The organism is Tardiphaga alba (assembly GCF_018279705.1).
Classification (GTDB): domain Bacteria; phylum Pseudomonadota; class Alphaproteobacteria; order Rhizobiales; family Xanthobacteraceae; genus Tardiphaga; species Tardiphaga alba.
Genome location: NZ_CP036498.1, coordinates 5197576 through 5219710, shown reverse-complemented (window position 1 = coordinate 5219710; position 22135 = coordinate 5197576). Strand labels below are relative to the sequence as shown.

At 62.9% G+C, this 22135-nt stretch carries 17 protein-coding genes and 1 pseudogene; 11 read left to right on the top strand and 7 right to left on the bottom strand.

Features of this window, described 5'->3' with window-relative positions:
- Positions 1-25 precede the first annotated feature (25 nt).
- A complete protein-coding gene (locus RPMA_RS24960) occupies positions 26-2029 on the top strand; it encodes a methyl-accepting chemotaxis protein (RefSeq protein WP_211910334.1) in 2004 nt (667 codons plus the stop codon).
- Between the two features lie 516 nt (positions 2030-2545).
- Positions 2546-4237 (top strand): methyl-accepting chemotaxis protein, encoded by a 1692-nt coding sequence (locus RPMA_RS24955; RefSeq protein WP_211910333.1) that lies wholly within the window; start codon positions 2546-2548, stop codon positions 4235-4237.
- Between the two features lie 119 nt (positions 4238-4356).
- Here RPMA_RS24955 and RPMA_RS24950 read toward each other — a convergent pair whose 3' ends face one another.
- On the bottom strand, positions 4357-6153 hold the full coding sequence (locus RPMA_RS24950; protein ID WP_211910332.1) for a carbamoyltransferase family protein: 1797 nt from the start codon (positions 6151-6153) through the stop codon (positions 4357-4359).
- A gap of 257 nt (positions 6154-6410) precedes the next feature.
- On the opposite strand from RPMA_RS24950, the gene RPMA_RS24945 reads away from it, so the two are divergent.
- The 6 genes from RPMA_RS24945 to hemC all read left to right on the top strand — a co-directional run bounded on the left by RPMA_RS24945 (position 6411) and on the right by hemC (position 11339).
- Positions 6411-6587 (top strand): hypothetical protein, encoded by a 177-nt coding sequence (locus RPMA_RS24945; protein ID WP_211910331.1) that lies wholly within the window; start codon positions 6411-6413, stop codon positions 6585-6587.
- Between the two features lie 83 nt (positions 6588-6670).
- Entirely contained in the window at positions 6671-6976 is a 306-nt protein-coding gene (locus RPMA_RS24940; RefSeq protein WP_211910330.1) for a hypothetical protein, read from the top strand.
- Positions 6977-7194: 218 nt separating this feature from the next.
- The gene (locus RPMA_RS24935) at positions 7195-8307 is read left to right on the top strand and encodes an NADH:flavin oxidoreductase/NADH oxidase (protein ID WP_211910329.1); all 1113 of its coding nucleotides are present in this window, start codon (positions 7195-7197) and stop codon (positions 8305-8307) included.
- Between the two features lie 300 nt (positions 8308-8607).
- A complete protein-coding gene (locus RPMA_RS24930) occupies positions 8608-8793 on the top strand; it encodes a DUF3311 domain-containing protein (RefSeq protein ID WP_211910328.1) in 186 nt (61 codons plus the stop codon).
- Positions 8783-10264, top strand: coding sequence for a monocarboxylate uptake permease MctP (mctP, locus tag RPMA_RS24925; RefSeq protein WP_211910327.1), 1482 nt, complete (start codon positions 8783-8785; stop codon positions 10262-10264). Before RPMA_RS24930 ends, mctP begins: the two co-directional genes overlap by 11 nt.
- Positions 10265-10370: 106 nt before the next feature.
- Positions 10371-11339, top strand: coding sequence for a hydroxymethylbilane synthase (gene hemC / locus RPMA_RS24920; RefSeq protein ID WP_408056566.1), 969 nt, complete (start codon positions 10371-10373; stop codon positions 11337-11339).
- Between the two features lie 92 nt (positions 11340-11431).
- Here hemC and RPMA_RS24915 read toward each other — a convergent pair whose 3' ends face one another.
- The gene (locus RPMA_RS24915; RefSeq protein WP_211910325.1) at positions 11432-13528 is read right to left on the bottom strand and encodes a S9 family peptidase; all 2097 of its coding nucleotides are present in this window, start codon (positions 13526-13528) and stop codon (positions 11432-11434) included.
- 168 nt (positions 13529-13696) lie between these two features.
- On the opposite strand from RPMA_RS24915, the pseudogene RPMA_RS28615 reads away from it, so the two are divergent.
- Positions 13697-15234, top strand: a pseudogene (locus tag RPMA_RS28615) (AMP-binding protein).
- A gap of 185 nt (positions 15235-15419) precedes the next feature.
- Here RPMA_RS28615 and RPMA_RS24905 read toward each other — a convergent pair.
- The 3 genes from RPMA_RS24905 to RPMA_RS24895 form a co-directional block, all read right to left on the bottom strand.
- Positions 15420-15641: a SlyX family protein gene (locus RPMA_RS24905; protein WP_211910324.1), complete on the bottom strand. Its 222-nt coding sequence runs from the start codon at positions 15639-15641 to the stop codon at positions 15420-15422.
- A complete protein-coding gene (gene trhO, locus RPMA_RS24900; protein WP_211910323.1) occupies positions 15634-16428 on the bottom strand; it encodes an oxygen-dependent tRNA uridine(34) hydroxylase TrhO in 795 nt (264 codons plus the stop codon). Before trhO ends, RPMA_RS24905 begins: the two co-directional genes overlap by 8 nt.
- Before the next feature lie 152 nt (positions 16429-16580).
- The gene (locus tag RPMA_RS24895) at positions 16581-16796 is read right to left on the bottom strand and encodes a CsbD family protein (protein ID WP_211910322.1); all 216 of its coding nucleotides are present in this window, start codon (positions 16794-16796) and stop codon (positions 16581-16583) included.
- Between the two features lie 179 nt (positions 16797-16975).
- Between RPMA_RS24895 and RPMA_RS24890 the strand changes: the two genes are divergently transcribed.
- Positions 16976-17518, top strand: a complete 543-nt coding sequence (locus RPMA_RS24890) for a cupin domain-containing protein (RefSeq protein WP_211913817.1) — start codon at positions 16976-16978, stop codon at positions 17516-17518.
- A 113-nt stretch (positions 17519-17631) separates the two neighbouring features.
- Here the strand turns inward: RPMA_RS24890 and RPMA_RS24885 are convergent, their stop codons facing one another.
- Together RPMA_RS24885 and RPMA_RS24880 are read right to left on the bottom strand one after the other, a co-directional pair.
- The gene (locus RPMA_RS24885; RefSeq protein ID WP_211910321.1) at positions 17632-19140 is read right to left on the bottom strand and encodes a flavin-containing monooxygenase; all 1509 of its coding nucleotides are present in this window, start codon (positions 19138-19140) and stop codon (positions 17632-17634) included.
- Between the two features lie 128 nt (positions 19141-19268).
- Positions 19269-20960, bottom strand: coding sequence for a thiamine pyrophosphate-dependent enzyme (locus RPMA_RS24880; RefSeq protein WP_211910320.1), 1692 nt, complete (start codon positions 20958-20960; stop codon positions 19269-19271).
- A 243-nt stretch (positions 20961-21203) separates the two neighbouring features.
- On the opposite strand from RPMA_RS24880, the gene RPMA_RS24875 reads away from it, so the two are divergent.
- Positions 21204-22121 (top strand): hypothetical protein, encoded by a 918-nt coding sequence (locus RPMA_RS24875; protein WP_211910319.1) that lies wholly within the window; start codon positions 21204-21206, stop codon positions 22119-22121.
- Positions 22122-22135 lie beyond the last annotated feature (14 nt).

Genomic DNA, 22135 nt, shown 5'->3' with positions numbered 1-22135 from the left:
CACCACGCTGTAAGGAATGCCTGCAATGTCTTTGCTCAATCTTCGCATTCGCGGACGCCTGTATGGTGGCTTCGGCGCCCTCGTGCTGTTCGGATTGGTGGGCTCGGGCTTTGCGATGTGGCAGATGTCCGAAGTCGGCACGCAGGTCGGATCGCTCAGCATTCAGTCGGCCAACACCATCCGCGCCGCTGAAATCGCGTCGGAGCTGCACGCCACGCGCGGCGCCATTCTGCGTTACTCGTTCGATCAGGACGAAGCGGCGCTGGCCGATGCCGACAAGCGCCTGGCAAGGCTGAGCACCAGCATCCAGACCGTGATCCAGAGCAGCCGTTCGGAAGAGCGGCGTGCGGCCTATCGCACGATCGAAAAGGATGTCGCCGAGGTCAAGACTCAGCGCCAGGCATTGGGCGAGGCAGTCAAGCAGGTGGTGGCAGGGCGCGAAGTGTTGCAGGAGGCCGGTGACAAGCTGTCGTCGAGCCTGCGCAAGCTCGCGATCAGCACGCGTAATACGCCCTATGGCCAGGGATCGACCAAGCTCGAATCCGATACGCTCCTCGTTCAGATCGCCAACTGGCGCTATTTCGTCAGCCGCGACGAAAAGCAAATCGCGAGCTTCAACGATCAGGTCCGCATTGCCGAACAGCAGATCGGCGAGATGGAGAAGATGCAGATGCCGCCGACACTGGCGGCGCTGTTCGGCACCATTCGCACCAATCTCAAGAGCTACGCGTCGCTGTTCGAAAAGGCCTCGAAGAGCCTGCAGACGGCAGATGCCATTTTCCAGAAGTCGATCAGCCCGACCATCATTCACGCGATCGCGCAGGTCGATGTCGTGAAATCGGGTATTCAGGAAGCGCAGGCGCAGACCGTTGCCGCCACCAATGAGCGCATCTCGACGACGACGATGCTGCAGCAGATCGTGGCCGGCGTCGTGACGGTGGTGGGCATCCTCATTGCCATGCTGATCGCCCGTGGCATTATCGGGCCGCTCGCCGGCCTGACCGCAGGGATGAAGGAATTGGCCGAAGGCAATTTCAGCGTGGTGCTGCCGGGCGTCAATCGCAAGGACGAAGTGGGCGACATGGCCCGCGCGGTCGAGGGCTTCAAGATCAAGGCCGAAGAGAAGGCGCGCGCCGAGGCCGAAGCCAAGCTGACGCAGGATCAGCAGGCAGCGCTGCAGCGTCGTCGCGACATGGTGCGTCTGGCCGACGACTTCGAAGGCGCGGTCGGCAGCATCGTCGAGAATGTCTCGTCGGCATCCGGCCAGCTCGAACAGTCGGCGACGGCGCTGACCACCACGGCTGAACAGGCCAAGCAACTGACCGCGATGGTGTCGGCTGCGTCGGATGAAGCGTCGTCGAATGTGCAGGCGGTCGCCTCCTCGACGGAGGAAATGTCCTCGTCGGTGAACGAGATTAGCCGGCAGGTGCAGGAGTCCGCGAACATTGCCAACTCCGCAGTGTCGCAAGCGCGCAAGACCAATGAACGCGTTGCCGAACTCGCACGCGCCGCTGCGCGCATCGGTGACGTGGTCGAACTCATCAACACCATTGCCGGGCAGACCAACCTGCTGGCGCTGAACGCGACCATCGAAGCCGCCCGTGCCGGCGATGCCGGCCGCGGTTTTGCGGTGGTGGCATCGGAAGTGAAGGCGCTGGCCGAACAGACCGCAAAGGCCACCGGCGACATCAGCCATCAGATCTCGGGCATCCAGGCGGCGACCGAAGAGTCGGTCGGTGCGATCAAGGAGATCGGCGACACCATCGGCCGGATGTCGGAAATCGCATCGACCATCGCCTCCGCCGTCGAGCAGCAGGGCGCGGCGACCCAGGAGATCGCGCGTAACGTCCAGCAGGCTGCCCAGGGGACCATGCAGGTGTCGGCGAACATCACCGACGTGCAGCGCGGCGCCACCAGCACGGGCTCGGCCTCATCGCAGGTGCTGTCGGCAGCGCAGTCGCTCTCGACGGAAAGCGCGCGCCTCAAGCGCGAAGTCGGCAAATTCCTCGAGACCGTTCGCGCGGCCTGATCCACGCTGGCAGAATTGGCTCACCATGACGGTGACCGCATCACGCGTAGTCGCTGTCATGTGTTTCGAGCGGGGCATCTCTGCAAATTCTCATGCCTGGTCGCTTGGCGCGTGATCCGCGCTTTGCTGCAACCTGTAATCACCTCGATCGACGCTTTGACCGGCGCTGAACGCGCCAACATGACTGCTGCATGACATGTCATGGCGTGTACGCGCATGACGCGAGCAAACACCTGCGCTCTCCATTAACGTTTGTGTCAGAACCGCGGTGCTAGCGTGCGACCGTGGATGAGCGGTCGATGGGGTGATCGGCACGCGGGTCTGCATCGGCTGCAACGTCATTCGTTGCCGTCGGGTTGCTGCACCAAATCGCCCGACTCGCTCGGCGCATGCCGGTCGCACGAAGAAACGCATTTCAGCACGACACACTCTCAATCCCTGCCGGGGCACACGTTCCGGCAAACGATGACTCACGCCGACAGCCGAACTCATTTCGAAACGGACAGGACGTCTCTTATGCTTGCCAATATTTCCATCCGCGCCAAGATCACGGCGGTCATCGCCTTTCTGCTGATCGCCATGACCGGGATGGGCGTGTTGGCTGTCAGCAAGATGCAGATGATCAATGCCGACGCGTCGGAGATCCAGAAGAACTGGCTGCCCAGTATCCGCGTGCTCGGCGGTCTGCGCGCGACGACGATCGATTATCGCAACCTCGTCCGCGCACACATTCTGGCGGCTGATGCCGAGCAGATGAAGAAGACCGAGGCCGGCATCGAGACCATCGTCAAGCGCGCGGCAGACGAACGCGCAACCTACGACAAGCTGATCTCGAATCCCGAAGAACGCGCCATCTTCAACGATTGGGCGAAGGACTGGGATCTGTATGTGTCGCGCAGCCAGGAAGTCTTCGCACTCAATCGCAAGAATCTCGGCAAGCAGAGCCTCGAGGCGCATGAGCTGAATCTGAACGTCATCAACCCGCTGGGTTCGAAGGCCGATTTCGCGCTGCGCAAGGCGATCGAGTTCAATGACAAGGGCGCGGCTGCATCGAGCAGCAGGGCTGTGGAGAGCTATGGTTCGGCGCTGGTCCTGGTCGTCGTGATCGTCGGCCTGTCGGCTGTTGTCGGCATGGCGGTGGGCTTCTATCTCGTGCGCGACGTCGCGTCGGGCATCGGCTCGATCGTGAAGCCGATGCAGGCACTGAGCGCCGGCGATCTCACCGCAGTCGTTCCGCATCAGGGTGTGAAGACCGAAATCGGTGCGATGGCGGATACGCTGCAAGTGTTCAAGCAGGCATTGATCGACAAGCGTGCGGCGGATGAAGCCGCCACGGCCGATGCCGAAGCGAAAATCGAGCGCGGTCGCCGCGTCGATGGCATCACCCGCGATTTCGAATCCATGATCGGCGAGATCGTCGAGACGGTGTCGTCGGCCTCGACCGAGCTTGAAGCATCGGCCTCGACGCTGACGGCCACGGCAGAACGCTCGCAGGAACTGACCACCTCGGTGGCGGCGGCATCCGAACAGGCCTCCACCAATGTGCAGTCGGTGGCGTCAGCGACGGAAGAAATGGCCTCGTCGGTCAATGAGATCAGCCGTCAGGTGCAGGAGTCGGCCAACATCGCCAACCAGGCCGTCGATCAGGCGCGCAAGACCAATGATCGCGTGAGCGAATTGGCCAGTGCGGCTGCGCGGATCGGTGATGTCGTCGAGCTCATCAACAACATCGCCGGCCAGACCAACCTGCTGGCGCTGAACGCGACCATCGAAGCGGCGCGTGCAGGCGATGCCGGCAAGGGCTTTGCGGTCGTGGCCTCCGAAGTGAAAGCACTGGCCGAGCAGACCGCCAAGGCGACCGGTGATATCTCGACCCAGATCGCCGGCATCCAGGCGGCGACGCAGGAGTCGGTCGGCGCGATCAAGGAAATCGGCGACACCATCGGCCGCATGTCCGAGATCGCATCGACCATCGCTTCGGCCGTGGAAGAACAGGGCGCCGCGACGCAGGAGATTTCGCGCAATGTCCAGCAGGCCGCACAAGGCACCATGCAGGTCTCGTCGAACATCACCGACGTGCAGCGCGGCGCCAGCGAGACTGGTTCGGCGTCGTCGCAGGTGCTGTCGGCCGCGCAGTCACTGTCGTCGGATTCGACGCGATTGAAAGATGAAGTCAGCAGGTTCCTGACCGCCGTGCGGGCGGCGTAAGCGGCGCACGCGCATCAATCGTAGGGTGGGCAAAGCGTAGCGTGCCCACCTTGATACGACATGCCGTGTGCGGTGGGCACGCTCCGCTTTGCCCACCCTACGGCCTGTGAGGTCCTACCTCACACCCGCGTCACCAGCCCGGCGATATCCATATACGTCCGCACCAGCGGCGCCACCACGCGATGAGCCGCGGTCTTGGAGACGATCCGGTCGTGAAGCACCAGGTGGTCGATCTCCGTATTGATGAAACATGCCATCGCATCGCGCGGTGTTTCCACGATCGGCTCGCCCTTCACGTTGAATGACGTGTTGAGCAGCACCGGCACACCGGTCAGCGCCTCGAATTCCTTCAGGAGCTTGTACAGCACGGGATTGGTCCCCTCCGTCACCGTCTGCACGCGCGCGGTGCCGTCGACATGGACGATGGCCGGAATCCGGTCGCGCCATTCCGGCCGCACCGGCTTGGCGATCAGCATGAATGGCGAATCCTCGTCGCCTTCGAAAATCTCCTTGCAGCGCTCCGCGAGCACGATCGGCGCGAACGGCCGGAACGGTTGCCGGTGCTTGACGCGCGAATTGAGGATGTCCTTCATCTCGGCATGGCGCGGATCGGCGATGATGCTGCGATTGCCGAGCGCACGCGGGCCATATTCCGAGCGTCCCTGAAACCAGCCGATGACCTTCTGGTCGGCCAGCAGTTTGGCCGTGTCGCGGCAGATATTGTCGCTGCGCACCGTGCTCGTCTGCGCCTTCACCAGGGTCCGCTGCGTTGCTGCCTCGACCTCGCGGTCCGCATAGGTGCGGCCGGTGTAGGAATGCGTCATCACATAGTTGCGCGGCTGCTTCTGCACGTCGAGCAGGCCGTAATAGGCGCAGCCGATCGCGATGCCGTTGTCGCCGGCAGCCGGCTGGATCCAGACATTCTCGAAGCCGGCCTCGCGCGCGATGCGGCCATTGGCGACGCAGTTCAGCGCGACGCCGCCGGCGATGCACAGGTTCTTCGCGCCGGTCGTCTCGCGCAGCCAGCGGGCGCGGGCGAGCAGCACCTTCTCGGTATCGTCCTGAACGCGCCAGGCGAGATCTTCCCAGTGCTGCATCGACGGATGCGTGTCCCACTTGGCTTCGCCATCCGGAATGTAGGGCTGGTTGAAGTCGGCCGTCCAGCGCGGCACGGTGAGCTTGTTGTCCGCGATCGACATCAGCGATGGAAACTGCTCGCGGCGGCCATAGGGCGCGAGGCCCATCAGCTCGCCGCATTTATTCCAGTCGCCGAACACATAGGTGGAGGCGCGGCTGTAGAGCGCGCCAAGTCCAGGCATGTTGGTGAATTCGTCGCTGAGGAAGCCGCGGTCCGGCTCCATCCAGACCTTCTTGAGGCAGTTCAGCTCGGTGCCCTTGAACGTATAGTAGCTCTCGGACTCGCGGGCGAGCGGTGAGCCCCCATCTTCTGCCGGATAGCTTTCCATGACGTCGGAGCGATAGCTGCCGACGCCATCGACAATCATGATGGCGCCTTCCTCGAAAGGCGATACGGCGAAGGCGCTGTAGGCATGGGAGAGGTGATGGGAGATCGTCACCACCTTGCCGTTGCGGGCGCGGAACAACGGGTGCCGCTTGGCGTCCTGCCGTTCATATTCGGGCAGGAAGCCCGGCATGTCCTGATAGATCAGCCGGTCTTCCATCTCCGGTACCGGCAGGATGTAGCAATTGCTCACCACCAGCTCGATGTCGTTCAGGCTGATGCCTTCGGCCTGCAGGCAGTATTCGATCACCTCTTGATAAAAGCCCGTGGCGTGTTTCTCGCGGGTGACGCGCTCCTTCTCGATCGCATAGGCGATCTCGCCGTCGCGCAGCAGGCAGGCGCTGACGTCGTGATCATAGGTGTTGAGACCGAGAATGTAGCGTGATTTGGCCATGATGCCTTCGGGAGCTTCCTGGAGAGGCCTGCTGGGGCAGGATGCGGGGCGCGATGAACGGAGCAGATCGGTATTCTGTGCGAGCAAAAGGCCGTTGCAGCCCTTCGCATATGCGAGGTGCGAGGTTGAGATTAGAGCATGATCCCGAAAAGTGGATGCCGGTTTTCGGATAAGATCATGCTCTGACAAACAAAAACACGAGAGTCCGATTCATCGGACATGAACCGGACTCTAGTGCGCAGCACTATGAAGAGAAGATGAACGACGACAAGGATAAAGATCGATGCGTGTTTGTTCGCAGGCGTGCCATTCCTGTGGCGCGTGCTTGTCAACTTGACCGGCTTTCGACCTTGACTCTATTGTTCGCCATTCGCGCGCATGCGCCATGCGATGGCCATATTGCTATCTTGTTTCAGGCTGGCGTGGCGCGATGAGTTCGTCGCGTGTTTGCTGATTGAACGTTTCCATGTCGGAAGCATTCTAAGCGCAGCATTCTGCTGAATGGGAGATCCCAAGAATGGCTCAAACCAAATCTACGCGCCAGAATATCGTGACGCGCTGCCTCGCGGCAGTGGCGCTGGTGTCGGTCTATTGCATCGGCCTCGTCGGCGCTTCCACCGTCATGCTGACGGCGGGTAGCACCGCGGCGCAGGCCCGCGGGCGTGGTCGCGGCGGCGGCTGGGGCCGTGGTCGTGGCGGCGGCTTCTATCGCGGCGGCGGCTATTATCGTGGTCGCGGCTATGGCTTCTATGGCGGTCCGCGCTTCGTGGCTCCGGGCTGCTATTTCAGCCGCCGCTGGGGCCGGGTCGTTTGCCCGTATTGAGCTTTCGGTCATGCATGCGTGCGTGACCCGAACGAAAGGCGCCTCGGGCAACCGGGGCGCCTTTTTGTTTGGCGCTCGGTTTTTTGTCCAACCATGCGCTGTTTGAACAAGGCGTAGGTCGGGAGTGACGCGCCATCTTGCCTTTCGGTGCAGAAACGCCAATCTCAGCATGGCCGCGCAAGCCTGCGCCCTCCGCATCTCCCAACCCTGGAAGACACATGAGCGTCCTGTTCTCTCCCTTCAAGCTGCGTGACCTCACGCTGGCCAATCGCGTCGTCATCGCACCGATGTGCCAGTATTCCGCAGAGCAAGGCTGCGCGACCGACTGGCATATGATCCATCTCGGCAATATGGCGCTGTCCGGTGCGGGCATGCTGATCATCGAGGCGACCGCGGTCGAAGCCATCGGCCGCATCACGCCCGGCGATCTCGGCCTCTATGACGATGCGACGGAAGCCGCGCTGAAGCCGGTGCTGGCGGCTGTCCGCAAGCATTCGAAGATGGCGGTCGCCATGCAGATCGCCCATGCCGGCCGCAAGGCGTCGAGCCATGCGCCATGGGACGGTGGCCAGCAGGTGCCGCTCGACAAAGGCGGCTGGATCGCGGAAGCGCCGTCGGCGATTCCCACCAAGCCCGGCGAGCTGCCACCAAAGGCGATCGATGCGGCCGGGCTGGTGCGTATCCGCGAGGCGTTTGTCGCGACGGCGAAGCGTGCCGAGCGTCTCGGCATCGATGCGATCGAGATCCACGCGGCGCATGGCTATCTGCTGCACGAATTCCTGTCGCCGATCGCCAACCAGCGCACCGACGATTACGGCGGCTCGCTGGAGAATCGCATGCGCTTTCCGCTCGAAGTCTTCGACGCGGTGCGCGCGGCTTTCCCGGCGCATAAGCCGGTGGGGGTGCGCGTCTCGGCGTCCGACTGGATCGAGGGCGGCTGGGATGTCGAACAGACCATCGCCTTCACGCAGGAACTCAAAAAACGCGGCGTGGACTGGATGGACGTCTCGTCCGGCGGGGTCTCGCCGCAGCAGAAGATCACGCTCGGGCCAGGCTATCAGGTGCCGTTTGCCGATGCCGTGAAGGCGGCGACGGGATTACCGACCATGGCCGTGGGCCTGATCACCGAGGCAAAGCAGGCCGAGGACATCCTCGCATCGGGCAAGGCCGACTTCATCGCCATCGCGCGCGGCATTCTCTACGATCCGCGCTGGCCGTGGCATGCCGCCGCCGAACTCGGCGGTCAGGTTAATGCGCCGCCGCAATATTGGCGCTCGCAACCGTCGACGCAGAAGGCATTGTTCGGCGACATCACGTTTGGGGCGCGCTGAGTTCGCCTGATCTTTTACTGACGTCGCCTGGCTCGACCGGGCGATCCAGTACTCACAGGCCTGTCAGTGTTTACTGGATCACCCGGTCCTGGCGCGCAATCGCGCGCAAGGCCGGGTGACGACAAGTTTTTGCATTTTCCAATCACGCAAAAGTTCCCAGAAAACGCGTTCGTCACGCGAATGGCAGCCCTGCGGCGAAGTTGTGTTTACACGCCATGGCTGTGCTCCTACACCCCGAAAATTCTGCGCCGTAAAATAATCGTGGCATCGGCGCTGCCCGTTTTCGAGAGGAGCCCCGCCATGGGCCGCCATTTTCTATGGCTGTTGTTGATCCCCTTTGTCGGACTGCTCTGGGTCCCGTTCTACAATTTTCATGACCCGGTGCTGTTCGGCTTCCCTTTCTTCTACTGGTATCAGCTCGCCTGGGTGCCGGTGACCGCCTTCCTGACGTGGCTCGCCTACCGGACATATCCCAATGAAGACTGATCTCGACGTTCCGGCGCTTGCCGTCTTCCTGTTCTTCTTCGCCCTCGTCACCGTGATGGGTTTCGTCGCCTCGCACTGGAAGCGCCCGAAGACGCTCGCCAGCCTCGACGAATGGGGCCTCGGTGGCCGCCAGTTCGGCACCTGGATCACGTGGTTTCTCGTCGGCGGCGATTTCTACACCGCCTATACGGTGATCGCCGTTCCGGCGCTCGTCTACTCGGTCGGCGCCTACGGTTTCTTCGCGCTGCCCTATACGATCCTGGTCTATCCCTTCGTCTTCATGGTGATGCCCAAGCTGTGGCAGGTCGCCAAGGACAATGGCTATGTCACCGCGGCCGACGTCGTGCATGGCCGTTATGCCTCGCGCACGCTGGAGGCCGCCGTCGCCATCACCGGTGTCGTCGCGACGATGCCCTACATCGCATTGCAGCTCATCGGCATGGCCGCGGCGGTGAAGGCACTCGGCTTCGAAGGCGAGATGCCGCTGATCGCGGCTTTCGTCGTGCTGGCGCTCTACACCTATTCGTCGGGCCTGCGTGCACCCGCGCTGATCGCCTTCGTGAAAGACATCATGATCTACATCGCCGTCATTGCGGCGATCTCGGTGATTCCCGGCAAGCTCGGCGGGTACGCCAATGTCTTCCATGCCGCGGATGAAGCCTTCAAGGCCAAGGGAAGCGGCAGCATCATCCTCGGCCCGACCCAGTACTTTGCTTATGCGACACTGGCGCTCGGCTCGGCGCTTGCGGCCTTCATGTACCCGCATACGCTCACCGGCATCTTCGCCGCCAAGAGCGCCACGACGATCCGCAAGAACGCGGTGCTGCTGCCGGCCTATACGCTGATGCTCGGCCTGCTGGCCCTGCTCGGCTATATGGGCCACGCGGCACAGCTCAAGCTCGCCAGCAACAATGACGTGGTGCCGGCGCTGTTCCAGACGCTGTTTCCAAGCTGGTTCGCGGGCTTCGCCTTCGCAGCGATCGCCATCGGCGCGCTGGTACCGGCCGCGGTGATGAGCATCGGCGCGGCCAACCTGTTCACGCGCAATTTCTGGAAGGCCTATGTCAATCCGCAGATCGACACGGCCGGCGAAGCCACGGTGGCGAAGCTTGCGTCGCTGGTGGTGAAGGTTGGTGCGCTGCTGGTGATCATCTATCTGCCGACGCAATTTGCACTGGACTTGCAGCTGCTCGGCGGCCTGTGGATCCTGCAGACGCTGCCGGCGCTGATCTTCGGCCTGTTCACCGGCTGGTTCACCGCGCCCGCATTGCTCGCCGGCTGGGTGGTGGGCCTGTTCGGCGGCACCTACCTCACATGGATGGACGGGCTGAAGCCGCTGCATCTGCTGTCGATGGGTAGCTTCCAGGCCACCGTTTATGTCGGCCTGATTGCACTGGCGGCGAATATCGCCGTCGCCGTGCTGGTCAATCTGGTGATGCCGAAGCGCCCGGCCGCGATTGCCAGCCACTGAGCATTGAGCCAGCGCATTGCTCCATGCATGCGCTGGCCCTATTGTCCGCGCCGTGATGGCCATTCGTACCGAATGGCCGAATGGAGCGTGACACGTGACGGATCAGATGCGCATCGGCACCCGCAAGAGCACGATGGCGATGGCGCAGACCGAAGAGATCGCGCGCCGCCTGAATGTGGCCGCGCCGGAACTCGCCGTCGAGATCGTCAAATTCGATCCGGTCGGCGATCGCGATCAGACCAGCAATCTGCTGCGCCATGGCGGCAAGGGCGGCGCCTTTGTCGGCGAAATCCGCGATGCCGTGCGTGCGGGGAAATTGCACGCCGCGATGCATTCGCTCAAGGATATGCCGGGCAATGAAGACACGCCAGGTCTCGTCATCGGCGCCACGCTGGTGCGCGATCCGCCGACGGATTCGCTGGTGTTGCGGCCGGGGCTGTCGCTCGACGAGCTCACGCGCTCGCGCGGCAAGGGTTTCAAGATCGGCACCAATGCGGTGCGCCGCGCCGCCTATCTGCGCCGGTTGTTTCCCGAGATCGAAGTGATTCACTTTCGCGGCGCGGCCGACACACGCGTGCGCAAGCTCGACAATCGCGAGATGCAGCGCCTGCCGGGCGGCGGCGAGGTCGGCCCGGCCGATGCGCTGATCATGGCGCGCTCGGGCCTCGAACGCGTCGGGCTTGCCAACCGCATCGCACGCGATTTCTCCCCGCAGGAGATGTTGCCGGCGGCCGGGCAGGGCATCGTCGCCGTCGAATGCGCGGCGAATGACTGGGTGACGCGACGCTATCTGGCGATGATCGATGACCCCGCTGCGCATCTGGCCTGCGATGCCGAGCGTGAGGTGTTGTGGGTGCTGAACGGCCACTGCAATTCGCCGATTGCCGGCTATGCGATGATCAATGGCGGCGAGATGTGCCTGACGGCGTCGGTGCTGGATGAAGCCGGCGAACGCTTCATCGAAGTGACGCGCATGGGGCCTGCGGATCGTCCGCGCGAGTTGGGGCGTGCTGTGGGGCTGGATCTGCTCGACAAGGGCGCCGCTGAGCTGATCGAGAAGACGCGGCCGCTGTGACGGCGTAGCCCGGATGGAGCGAAGCGCAATCCGGGGACCGGCGTTTCAGCTCTTCGCCGGTCCCTGCATTGCGCTTCGCTCCATGCAGGCTACTATACCGCCATTCCCACGCTCCACAGCGCAAATGCATAGACGATCGCGATTTCATCCAGCCGGTTGAATCGTCCGGATGCGCCGCCGTGGCCTGCGCCCATATTCGTGCGCAACAGCACCGGGCCGCCTCCGGTCATCGTCGCGCGCAGGCGCGCGATCCATTTCGCCGGCTCCCAATAGGTCACGCGGGGATCGGTGAGGCCGCCCATCGCGAGAATTTTCGGATAGGCCTTGGCCGCCACCTGGTCATAGGGCGAATAGGACAGGATGGTCTCGAAGTCCGCGGCGCTCTCGATGGGATTGCCCCATTCCGGCCATTCCGGCGGCGTCAGCGGCAGCGTGTCGTCGAGCATGGTGTTGAGCACATCGACGAACGGCACTTCGGCGACGAGGCCGGAGAACAACTCGCCGGAGCGGTTGGCGACGGCGCCCATCAGCATGCCGCCGGCGCTGCCGCCATGGCCGACGATGTTCTTCTCCGATGTGTAGTTCGCCGCGATCAGCGCGCGCGCCGAGGCCGCGAAGTCGTCGAACGAATTCGTCTTCTTGTCGCGCTTGCCGTCGAGATACCAGCCCCAGCCCTTGTCGGCGCCGCCGCGAATATGCGCGATGGCATAGACGAAGCCGCGATCGACCAGCGACAAGCGATTGGCCGAGAACGAGGCCGGCATCGCCATGCCATAGGAGCCGTAGCCATAAAGCAGTAGCGGCGCCTTGCCGTCCTGGACGAAGTCCTTGCGATGCAGGATCGAGACCGGCACCTCGGCGCCGTCCTCCGCCTTCGCCATGATGCGCGTGGTGACGTAGTCCGCGGGATTGTGGCCGGACGGAATCTCCTGCCGCTTCCGCAAGGTGCGCTCGCGCGTCACCATGTCGTAGTCATAGACTTCCGACGGCGTCGTCATCGACGAATAGGCGAAGCGCAGATTCACCGTGTCGAATTCGTAGCCGCCGAGCGTATCGAGCGAATAGGCGCCTTCGTCGAAGGCGATGGCATGTTCGGCGCCGGTGGCGAGCTCGCGGATCACGACGGAGGGCAGCGCATTGGCGCGCTCCAGCCGGATCAGGTGATGTGCATAGAGCTCCATGTCGATGAGATAGATGCCCTCGCGATAGGGGATCAGGTCGGTCCAGTTGGCGCGCTCGGGCGCATCGATCGGCGCGGTGACGATCTTGAAGTCGATGGCGTCATCGGCATTGGTGAGGATGAACAACTCGTCGCCGCGATCGGCGAGCGAATATTGCACGCCCTCTTCGCGTTTGGCGACGAGGCGCGGCGGTGCATCCGACGTGGCGAGATCGATGAGCTGTTGCTCGGAGGTCTCATGGTCGCCGCCGGCAATCACGCAGAAACGCCCGCTGGCGCTTTCATGGATATGCGTGAACCAGCCTGAATCCTGCTCCTCGAAGACGAGCCTGTCGTCGGCCTGCTGGGTGCCGAGGCGATGCAGCCAGACCTGCATCGGGCGATGATTGTCGTCGAGCTTCACATAGAAGAACGCTTTGGAATCAAGCGTCCACACTACGCCGCCATCAGTCTCCTCGACGATATCGTCAAGGTCGTTGCCCGTGGCCCAGTCGCGCACGCGGATGGTGAAATATTCGGAGCCCTTGATGTCGGCCGTCCAGGCTTCCAGCATGTGGTCGGGAGAATGCCGGGCTTCACCGAATTTGAAATAGTCGTGGTCCTTGGCCAGCGCGTCGCCATCGAGAATGATCTGCGCGTCGCCGCCGTCGCGCGGCATGCGGCCGAACAGTTCATGCTGCCCGCCCTCGCGGAATTTGCGCAGGTAAGACCACGGGCCGTCGGGGGAGGGGACCGAGGAGTCGTCCTCCTTGATGCGGCCGCGCATCTCGGACACGAGCTTTTTCTGCAGCGCTGCCGTGCCGCCGAGCAGGCTTTCGGTATAGGCGTTCTCCGCGTCCAGATAGGTGCGGATCTCCGGCTCCAATACGCTGGGGTCGCGTAGCACCTCCTGCCATTTGGCGTCCTTCAGCCAGGCATAGTGGTCGCGCACAGTGATGCCATGGGCCGTGAAAGAATGCGGATGCACGGGCGCAACCGGCGCGGAAGGTTTGGAGGTCTGGTCTGTCATGAAGGCTCTTTTCGCGGAGGTCCGATCGGATATGATCCCGTCCGTCGGCAAGGCAAACGTGCTGGCGACGTGCTGTGAATATAGGCGGGATCACCCGCTTTGCCATCCTGCGAGCCCCCGTCGCAGGACAAGACAAAGAGCTAAATAAAGCAAAAAAGCGAGGAAACCATGCCCGAATTCACTGCGCTCGATGCGCTGGTCCGCGACACCGCCCGGCGGCTGCCGCAGAAGATCGCCGTGATCGATCCCGACCGCGCCGTGGCCTATGCGGATTTCGACGCGCTGATCGACCGCATCGCGGCGTCGCTGCAGGCCAGCGGGCTGAAGCCGCAGGACACGATCTCGATCTGCGCGCTGTCCTCCATCGAATATGCCGCGACCTTCCTGGGCGCGCTGCGGGCGGGGATTGCCGTCGCGCCATTGGCGCCGTCGTCAACGCCCGCCGATTTCGCTGCGATGGTGAAGGATGCCGCCGCAAAGATCCTGTTCATGGACAACACCACCGCGGAGAGTTTTGCGAGCGCGGATATCGATCCCGCTTTGCCGCGCGTGGCGCTCGATGGCGGCAAGGCCGGGATGGCGTTCAAGGACTGGCTGGCGCCGGAAGGCAGCATGCCCACGCCGGTGACCATCGATCCCCAATGGGTGTTCAACATCATCTATTCATCGGGCACCACGGGCACGCCGAAAGGCATCGTGCACACGCATCACATGCGCTGGCGGCAATATGCCAGCTCGATCCGCTCGGCTACGGGCCGGATGCGGTCACGCTGCTGTCCACGCCGCTTTATTCCAACACGACGCTGGTGTGCTTCAATCCGACCTTTGCCGGCGGCGGCACGCTGGTACTGATGAAGAAGTTTGACGCACGCGGTTTCCTCGCACTCAGCGCGCAGCACCGCGTGACGCATGCGATGCTGGTGCCGGTGCAGTATCGCCGCATCATGGCGGTGGAGGATTTCGACAGTTTCGATCTCACATCCTTCGTCATGAAATTCTCGACCTCGGCGCCGTTCGGTGCGGCGTTGAAGGCCGATGTGCTGAAGCGCTGGCCGGGCGGCTTGACCGAATATTACGGCATGACCGAAGGCGGCGGCACATGTGTGCTGCTGGCGCATGAGCATCCGACCAAGCTGCACACGGTCGGCCAGCCGGCGCCGGATCACGATATTCGCCTGATCGACGAGGACGGCAATTTCGTCGCGCAAGGCGAGATCGGCGAAGTCGTCGGCCACTCGCCGACCATCATGCAGGGCTATCTCAACCAGCCCGGCAAGACCGCCGAGACATTCTGGCGCGATGCGTCGGGCAAGCTCTATGTGCGCACCGGCGATGTCGGTCGCTTCGACGAGGACGGCTTTCTGACGCTGATGGACCGCAAGAAGGACATGGTGATTTCCGGCGGCTTCAACATCTATCCCAGCGACCTGGAAGCGGTGCTGGTGCAGCACGATGCCGTGCTGGAAGCGGCGGTGGTGGCGATGCCGTCGGAAGAGTGGGGCGAAACGCCGGCAGCGTTTGTCGTGCTGCGGCCGGCTGCGTCTGCAGATGCGGGAGAGCTGAAGAGCTGGGCCAATGAGCGGCTCGGCAAGTTCCAGCGGCTCAATGATGTCGTGATGGTGGACGTCCTGCCGCGCAGCGCCATCGGCAAGGTGCTGAAGCGGGAGTTGAGGGATCGCAGGCTGAGCGGGGATTTGTCGGCGTAGATCTTTCTTCTCCCTCCCTCAAGCGGCGAAGCCGCGCAGCGGGGAGGGTGGATCGAAGCGAGCGTTCAGCGAGCTTTGAGACGGGTGGGGTGTTTCCACAAACTTTGACGTCACGTGGCGCACCCCCACCCGACCGGCCCAAAAGGGCCGGCCACCCTCCCCACAAGGGGGAGGGAAAAGTCCCCTCAATAATGCGGCGGCCGTTCATTCCCAGGCGCGCCGCTGCCCACCGCCGTCTCGGCTTCGGCCAGCCGCTCGCCGAGTGCGGCCATCTGGCGGGTCAGCATGTCGATCTGCTTCCACTGCGCCGTGATGGTCGCATTCAGCGTCTCGATCGTGTCGTCCTGATAGGCGATCCGCATTTCCATCGTGTCGATGCGTTCGCGCAGCGTCTCGATCTCACTCATCTGCGGCCTCGCGCGTCAGGGCAAAGTCTTCCGAATTGATCGGCAGGTCCGGCCGGATCGACTGGCTTTCCACCAGCCCATGGCCGAGCGCGACGCGCTGGTCGAACACGAAACAGTCGCCGCGCCACAGGCTGTCGCTTGCCGGAATGTCCTCGAGATATTGCAGGATGCCACCCTTGAGGTGATAGACCTCGGCAAAGCCATGGGCGAGCATGTAGGAGCTCGCCTTCTCGCAGCGGATGCCGCCGGTGCAGAACATGGCGATCTTCTTGTGCTTGGCCGGATCGAGCGTGCGCGCCACGAAATCCTTGAACTGGCCGAACGAGGCGATCTGCGGATCCACCGCGCCTTCGAATGTTCCCATCGCCACCTCGAAAGCGTTGCGGGTGTCGAGCACCAGCGTGTCTTCGGCGGCGATCAGCGCGTTCCAGTCGGCGGCGTTCACATAGGTGCCGACCAGTTTGTTCGGATCGGTCAGGGGATCGCCGAGGGTGACGATCTCCTTCTTCAGCCGCACCTTCATGTGCAGGAACGGCATCATGCTGGCGCGGGAATATTTCAGTTCGAGATTGTTCAGCCGGCCGCCGAACAGCGCGCCGCTTTCCAGCTCGCGCACCAGCGCATCGATCTCGGCATCCTTGCCGGCGATGGTGCCGTTGATGCCTTCGTCGGCCAGCAACAGGCTGCCCTTGATGCCCAGCTGATCGCACAGGGCACGGAGGGGCGCCTGCAATTGACGGAAGTCAGGCAAGGCGGCGAATTGATAGAGGGCGGCAACTTTGTACATGCCGGGGATGTAGCAAAGCGCGCGCCGGGGCGAAACCCTTGGCGGTACCGGTATGCCAATCTTCCGACGCACGAAAGCCGGCCCGAAGGACCGGCTGATGCAGCGTCACCTGCGGCAGGCGCGGGAGTCAGACCACGCTTGCAAAACGCGACTTAGAGTTTGCGGCTCGCAAAATCCGACGCCTTGTCGGCGGCGTCCTTGGCGGCCTGCTTGGCATCGCCAACGGCCTTTTGCGCGTGGCCCTTGCCTTCCTGGATCAGGCCTTCGCCCTGCAGCTTCTCGGAGCCGACGGCCTCGCCAATGCCTTGCTTGGCCTTGCCGATGGCTTCGTTGGCCGTACCCTTGATCTTGTCTGCGGTGGCACCCATGGGATACTCCTGTCGATGTTAGGCGAAGGTGGATGCGAGAATTATTCTCGTATTGTCATCGCCCGGTTGAGCTTCGCCGGGACAATCGCCAGCTTGATTGAATGTTCCTGAAATTCGGGATCGTGATGTCGCACACGCCGTGCCGCATTGCTGTCACGGTGTTTAAGAAGGTGCCGCCTATGTCTGGCCACGGTCACGATCACACCCATCCGCACGATCATGCACATGATCACAGCCATGACCATGCACATGACGCCGATCGCTGGAAGCATGACGGCGTGCGCGTCATCCCGGCCGACAATCTCGACACCAATGTGCCGTCGACCAAGGGCATGGACCGCGCCGCTGCGATCAATTTCGCGCGCGTCGGCGCGCAGAAATTGTGGGCTGGCACGGTTTCGATCCAGCCGGATGCCAAGACCGGCGCGCATCATCACGGCCATCTCGAAAGCGTGATCTATGTGGTGAAGGGCAAGGCCCGCATGCGCTGGGGCGAGGCGCTGCAGTTCACTGCGGAAGCCGGTCCCGGCGACTTCATCTTCGTGCCGCCTTACGTGCCGCATCAGGAGATCAATGCCAGCCGCGATGAAGTGCTGGAATGTGTGCTGGTGCGCAGCGACGGCGAAGCCGTGGCGATCAATATCGACATCGAGCCGGTGGAGAAGCCGGAGACGGTGCTGTGGGTCGATCCGACCCATCCCGATGGTGCGGTGAAGAAATAACCTTTTCCGTCATGGCCGGGTTTATCCCGGCCATCCACGTCTTTCTGTGCGTGCGCAAGGCGTGGATACGCGGGACAAGCCCGCGCATGACGATTGATAGTTCATTGTGTATGTTATGCGTAGTGGAACACGGGATCGTCGAGATCGATGGCCGGGAACACGTCGCGGTCGTTCCAGTAGTTCTGGTCGTGCTGCCATTCCGGTTTGTCGCCGCGCTTCGGCAGCAGATGCAGCCCGCGCATGATGTAGCCGGGGTTGAAGTCTTGCTCGTCGATCCATGGCAGCAGCGGCATGTCGCCGTCTTCGGGCCGTAACGCGGGCGTGACGGTGGCTACACCCCTCTCGTCCATATGCCGCAGCAGGCGGCAGACGAAATCCGCCACGATATCCACGCGCAGCGTCCAGCTGGCGCGGAAATAGCCGAAGATCCACACCATGTTCGGCACGCCCGTGAACATCATGCCGCGATAGGTCACGGTGTCGGCGAAATTGAGCGGCTTGTCGTCGATGGAGAAGGCGATATCGCCGAGCACATTGAGATCGAAGCCGGTGGCGGTGACGACCACATCGGAATCGACGCGGTTGCCCGACTTCAGCACGATGCCGGTCTCGTCGAAATGGTCGATCTCGTCGGTGACCACCGTCGCCTTGCCGGCGCGCACGCTCTGGAACAGGTCGCCGTCGGGGATGAAGGCGATACGCTGGCGCCATGGCCGGTAGCGCGGCGTGAAGTGGGTGGCGATGTCGTAGTCCTTGCCGAGATAGGCCCGCACCCCTTTGAGCAATTCATCGCGCACCACGTCCGGCTCGCTGATGGTGCGCTTGGTGAAGGCCTCCTGATCGAACAGGATCTTGCGGCGGACGATTTCGTGAATCCAGGTTTCGTCGATGTCGAGTTCGCGCAGCGTCTCGGCCAGCGCATTGGCATTGCGGCCGGTGATGAAGAAGGTCGGTGAGCGCTGCAGCATGGTGACCCCTGCGCATTTGTCCGCGATCGCCGGCACCACAGTCGCCGCCGTCGCGCCTGAGCCGATCACCGTGACGCGCTTGCCGGACAGATCGAGATCGTCGGGCCAGGTCTGCGGATGCACCACCGTGCCCTTGAAGCGGTCCAGTCCCGGCCAGTCGGGCGTATAGCCCTTGGCGTGATTGTAATAGCCCTGGCACATCCACAGAAAGCGCGTGGTGAAGGGCAGTGTCTCGCCGGTCTCGAGACGCGTCACGGTCAGCGTCCAGAGCTTGTCGTCATTGGACCAATTGGCGCTGAGAATCTTGTGTCCATAGCGGATGTGTTGGTCGATCCCGTTCTCGGCGATCACCTCGCCCATGTAACTGAGAATCTCGGCAGCCGTGGCGATCGGCGCCGAGGTCCACGGCTTGAAGCGATAGCCGAAAGTGTGGAGATCGCTGTCGGAGCGGATGCCGGGATAGCGATGCGTATGCCAGGTGCCGCCGAACCCATCTTTCATTTCGAGAATGGCGAAGCGCTTGTCCGGGCTCTGCGTGGTGAGATGATAGGCGGCGCCGATGCCGGAGATGCCGGCGCCGACCACGATGACATCGAAATGTTCGGCTTGCTGCGCCGCGGATGGATTCGTGGCGATGTTTCCCTGGACGTTCATGGGCTCCCGATCTTTTTCTGGCTCCGCTGTCTGCGCGCGGATGCTCTTGTCCGGCGCCCCCGTAAGGGGCCGCCGGCTGTCATGATTGACGATCGGGAGGAATGCGCAAGCGGTATTTGCGCGGCGTATCAGCCAGTCACCGACATCACGGCTTCCTTGATCTTTGCCAGCGCATAATTGCCGATCATGCTGGCATCGACATGCGGCAGGTTCGGGATCTCGTCGGCCGCCACCACGCAATCGACGATGGCTGGCCCATCGCAGGCCAGCGCATCGGCGATCGCTTTCTTCAGGTCGCCCGGCTGCTTCGCCGTAAAGCCCTGAGCGCCACAGGCGCGCGCAAGTGCGGCGAAATCCGGATTCGGAAATTCGATCGCCTCGCGGAACGGTGCAAGGCCGACGCTCTCGGCTTCCAGCGTGATCAGGCCGAGCGCGGAGTTGTTATAGACGATGACCTTGAGCGGTAGCTTGTGCTGAACGGCGGTCATGAATTCGCCCATCAGCATGTTGAAGCCGCCGTCGCCGGTGAGCACGATCACCTGCTTGCTGCGATCCAGAATCTGGATGCCGTTGCCCTGGCCGACCGCGGTGCCGACAGCCGCATTGTTGAACGAGCCGGTGATGCGCTGGGTGCCGCGCTGGCGGATCCAGTTTGCCGACCATAGCGTGTTGAGGCCGGTGTCGAGCACGAAGATCGCGTCGTCGCGGGCGAGATCGCTGGTCACGCGCGCAACGGCCTGCGGATGGATCTTGTCCTTGCTGCGGGCGGGATCGGCCTGCTTGTCCAGCATCTCGTCCCACTTCTTGCGCGCATGCACGGTCTTCTCGAAGAACTTGCCATCGGTCTTTGCCTGCACGCGCCCGAGCAGGGTCGCGAGGGACGGTCGCGCCGAGCCGATCACGCCGAGCGCGGTCGGTGTGCGGCGGCCCAATGCCTGCGCGCGCTCGTCGATCTGGATTACATGGCCCTTGGTCGGCAGGAAGTTGGAATAGGGATAGTCGGTGCCGACCATCACCAGCAGGTCGCAGTCATGCACGGCGTCATAAACCGGCTTGGTGCCGATCATGCCGAGCCCGCCCATCCATCTGATGTCGTCGAATGCCATGATCTCCTTGCCGCGCACCGAATGCACCAGCGGTGCTTTCAGCCTGTCGGAGAGGGCGCGCAGCAGGTCGGCGGTGCCGAGCGCACCATGGCCGCACATGATGACGACGCTTTTGGCCTCATCGATCCGGCGCACGGCCTCGTCAATGGCGGCTTCATTCGGCAGGATCTCGCCACGCGGGATCAGTGTCGCGATGCTCGATGTCGGCACATCGGATTTCAGCGACAGCACATCCATCGGCAGCGTCAGATGCGCGACGCCGGGCCCGGCATAGGCGGCGGCGATCGCCTCGTGAAACACGCGCGGCGCCTGCGCCGCTGTCGTCACGGTCTGGGTATAGAGCGCGACGTCGCGAAACAGCAGGTCCGGTTCGGTGGTCTGGAAGAAATCGGAGCCTTTCATGGCACGCGCCATGTCGCCGGAAAGCGCCAACACCGGCGCGTGATCGCGTGCGGCTTCATAGAGCCCGGCGACGAGATGCGTGCTGCCCGGGCCCGTCGATCCCGCGCAGACGCCGAGCTTGCCGGTGAGCTTCGCCTGGCCGGCGGCGGCGAGGGCTGCGCCTTCCTCATGGCGCACGCCCACCCATTCGATCCTGGAGCGCCGGACCGAGTCCGCCAACGGATTGAGCGAGTCGGCGATCAGGCCAAAAATCTGCTGCACCCCAATCTGTTCGAGGACATGGACGAGATCATCGGCGACGGTCTTCGACATCGGGAAACTCCGGAAATGGGATGGGATCGACGCCGACCGGCGACGGTTTCGTACCAGGAACTGATTGCAGTGCAGCAACATCGCTGCCGCACAAGGGTTTCGCAGCGGCGTATGAACTTTCAGCCATCTTGCAGCAAAGCACGCTTGGATTGCCGAGATTGTAGTCGAATGTGGCGCATCCTTAAGAAGAAATTTAGGTATCCAGATAATGGTTCCGTCATGAAAGGCTAGAAGGATTCGGTTATGATTGCGCCGTCAGCCGGTACTCCATTTTACAGCCCGTATCTTGTGCCGACGCCGCCATCGCCGCCCGACATGACGATGCCCAATCCGGCGGCTGAGAAAGCCGATAGAGGTCTTCCGGCCGCAAGCGATCCTGCGAAACAGACCACGGCAAGCATCGGTATGTCGCCCGTCGTGCAGGCATTTCTGCTGTGGGTTCAGGAACAGGGCATGTCGTCACTCGCAGGCACCGATGGCGATGACGTCATCAAGGGGTGGTCGAGTTCGTTGGTCGATGCCGGTGACGGCAATGATCGCATCGATGTCTGGTCTAACAGCGTCGTCGCAGCCGGCGCTGGCGATGATGTGGTCCGCGCATGGTCGGGCTCCGTCGTCGATGGCGGGGCGGGCGACGATCAGATCGATGTGTGGTCCGAAAGTGTCGTCGATGCAGGATCTGGGAATGACGTCGTCAAGGCCTGGTCGAACAGCCGGGTCAGTGGCGGCGACGGACAGGACCGGATCTCCGCCTGGTCGGATAGCGATGTCGATGGCGGCAGCGGCGACGATGTGATTTCAGTTTGGTCGAATTCGCGCGTCAAAGGCGGCACCGGCGATGACGTGATTTCGGTCGGCACCGATTCCATTGTGCGCTTCGACGCCGGCGACGGCCGCGACACGGTCAATGCCTCGGTCAATACCAGGCTCGAACTCGGCGCGGGCATCTCTCGTGACGGCACCCACGTCACCATCTCCGGCAACAAGGCGGTGATCACTTTCGAGGGCAGCACCGACGAGATTACGGTGAATCTCCGCGCGAGCAGTCCGATGACACTGTCCTTTGCCGATGGCACCACCATGGAGGTCGCAGCCAATCGCGACGAGATGACGGCCATCAAGCCAACCATGATCGCCGGTGACGTGGTGCTGCGCGGCTAGTCCGGTCGGAGGAG

Bases quoted from the DNA above. Each gene is read 5' to 3' on its own strand.
- hemC (WP_408056566.1), top strand. From the start codon at position 10,371: ATGCGCATCGGCACCCGCAAGAGCACGATGGCGATGGCGCAGACCGAA.
- mctP (WP_211910327.1), top strand. From the start codon at position 8,783: ATGAAGACTGATCTCGACGTTCCGGCGCTTGCCGTCTTCCTGTTCTTC.
- RPMA_RS24945 (WP_211910331.1), top strand. From the start codon at position 6,411: ATGAACGACGACAAGGATAAAGATCGATGCGTGTTTGTTCGCAGGCGT.
- RPMA_RS24950 (WP_211910332.1), bottom strand. From the start codon at position 6,153: ATGGCCAAATCACGCTACATTCTCGGTCTCAACACCTATGATCACGAC.
- RPMA_RS24885 (WP_211910321.1), bottom strand. From the start codon at position 19,140: ATGAACGTCCAGGGAAACATCGCCACGAATCCATCCGCGGCGCAGCAA.
- RPMA_RS24935 (WP_211910329.1), top strand. From the start codon at position 7,195: ATGAGCGTCCTGTTCTCTCCCTTCAAGCTGCGTGACCTCACGCTGGCC.
- RPMA_RS24895 (WP_211910322.1), bottom strand. From the start codon at position 16,796: ATGGGTGCCACCGCAGACAAGATCAAGGGTACGGCCAACGAAGCCATC.
- RPMA_RS24915 (WP_211910325.1), bottom strand. From the start codon at position 13,528: ATGACAGACCAGACCTCCAAACCTTCCGCGCCGGTTGCGCCCGTGCAT.
- RPMA_RS24875 (WP_211910319.1), top strand. From the start codon at position 21,204: ATGATTGCGCCGTCAGCCGGTACTCCATTTTACAGCCCGTATCTTGTG.
- RPMA_RS24930 (WP_211910328.1), top strand. From the start codon at position 8,608: ATGGGCCGCCATTTTCTATGGCTGTTGTTGATCCCCTTTGTCGGACTG.
- RPMA_RS24880 (WP_211910320.1), bottom strand. From the start codon at position 20,960: ATGTCGAAGACCGTCGCCGATGATCTCGTCCATGTCCTCGAACAGATT.
- trhO (WP_211910323.1), bottom strand. From the start codon at position 16,428: ATGTACAAAGTTGCCGCCCTCTATCAATTCGCCGCCTTGCCTGACTTC.
- RPMA_RS24890 (WP_211913817.1), top strand. From the start codon at position 16,976: ATGTCTGGCCACGGTCACGATCACACCCATCCGCACGATCATGCACAT.
- RPMA_RS24960 (WP_211910334.1), top strand. From the start codon at position 26: ATGTCTTTGCTCAATCTTCGCATTCGCGGACGCCTGTATGGTGGCTTC.
- RPMA_RS24955 (WP_211910333.1), top strand. From the start codon at position 2,546: ATGCTTGCCAATATTTCCATCCGCGCCAAGATCACGGCGGTCATCGCC.
- RPMA_RS24905 (WP_211910324.1), bottom strand. From the start codon at position 15,641: ATGAGTGAGATCGAGACGCTGCGCGAACGCATCGACACGATGGAAATG.
- RPMA_RS24940 (WP_211910330.1), top strand. From the start codon at position 6,671: ATGGCTCAAACCAAATCTACGCGCCAGAATATCGTGACGCGCTGCCTC.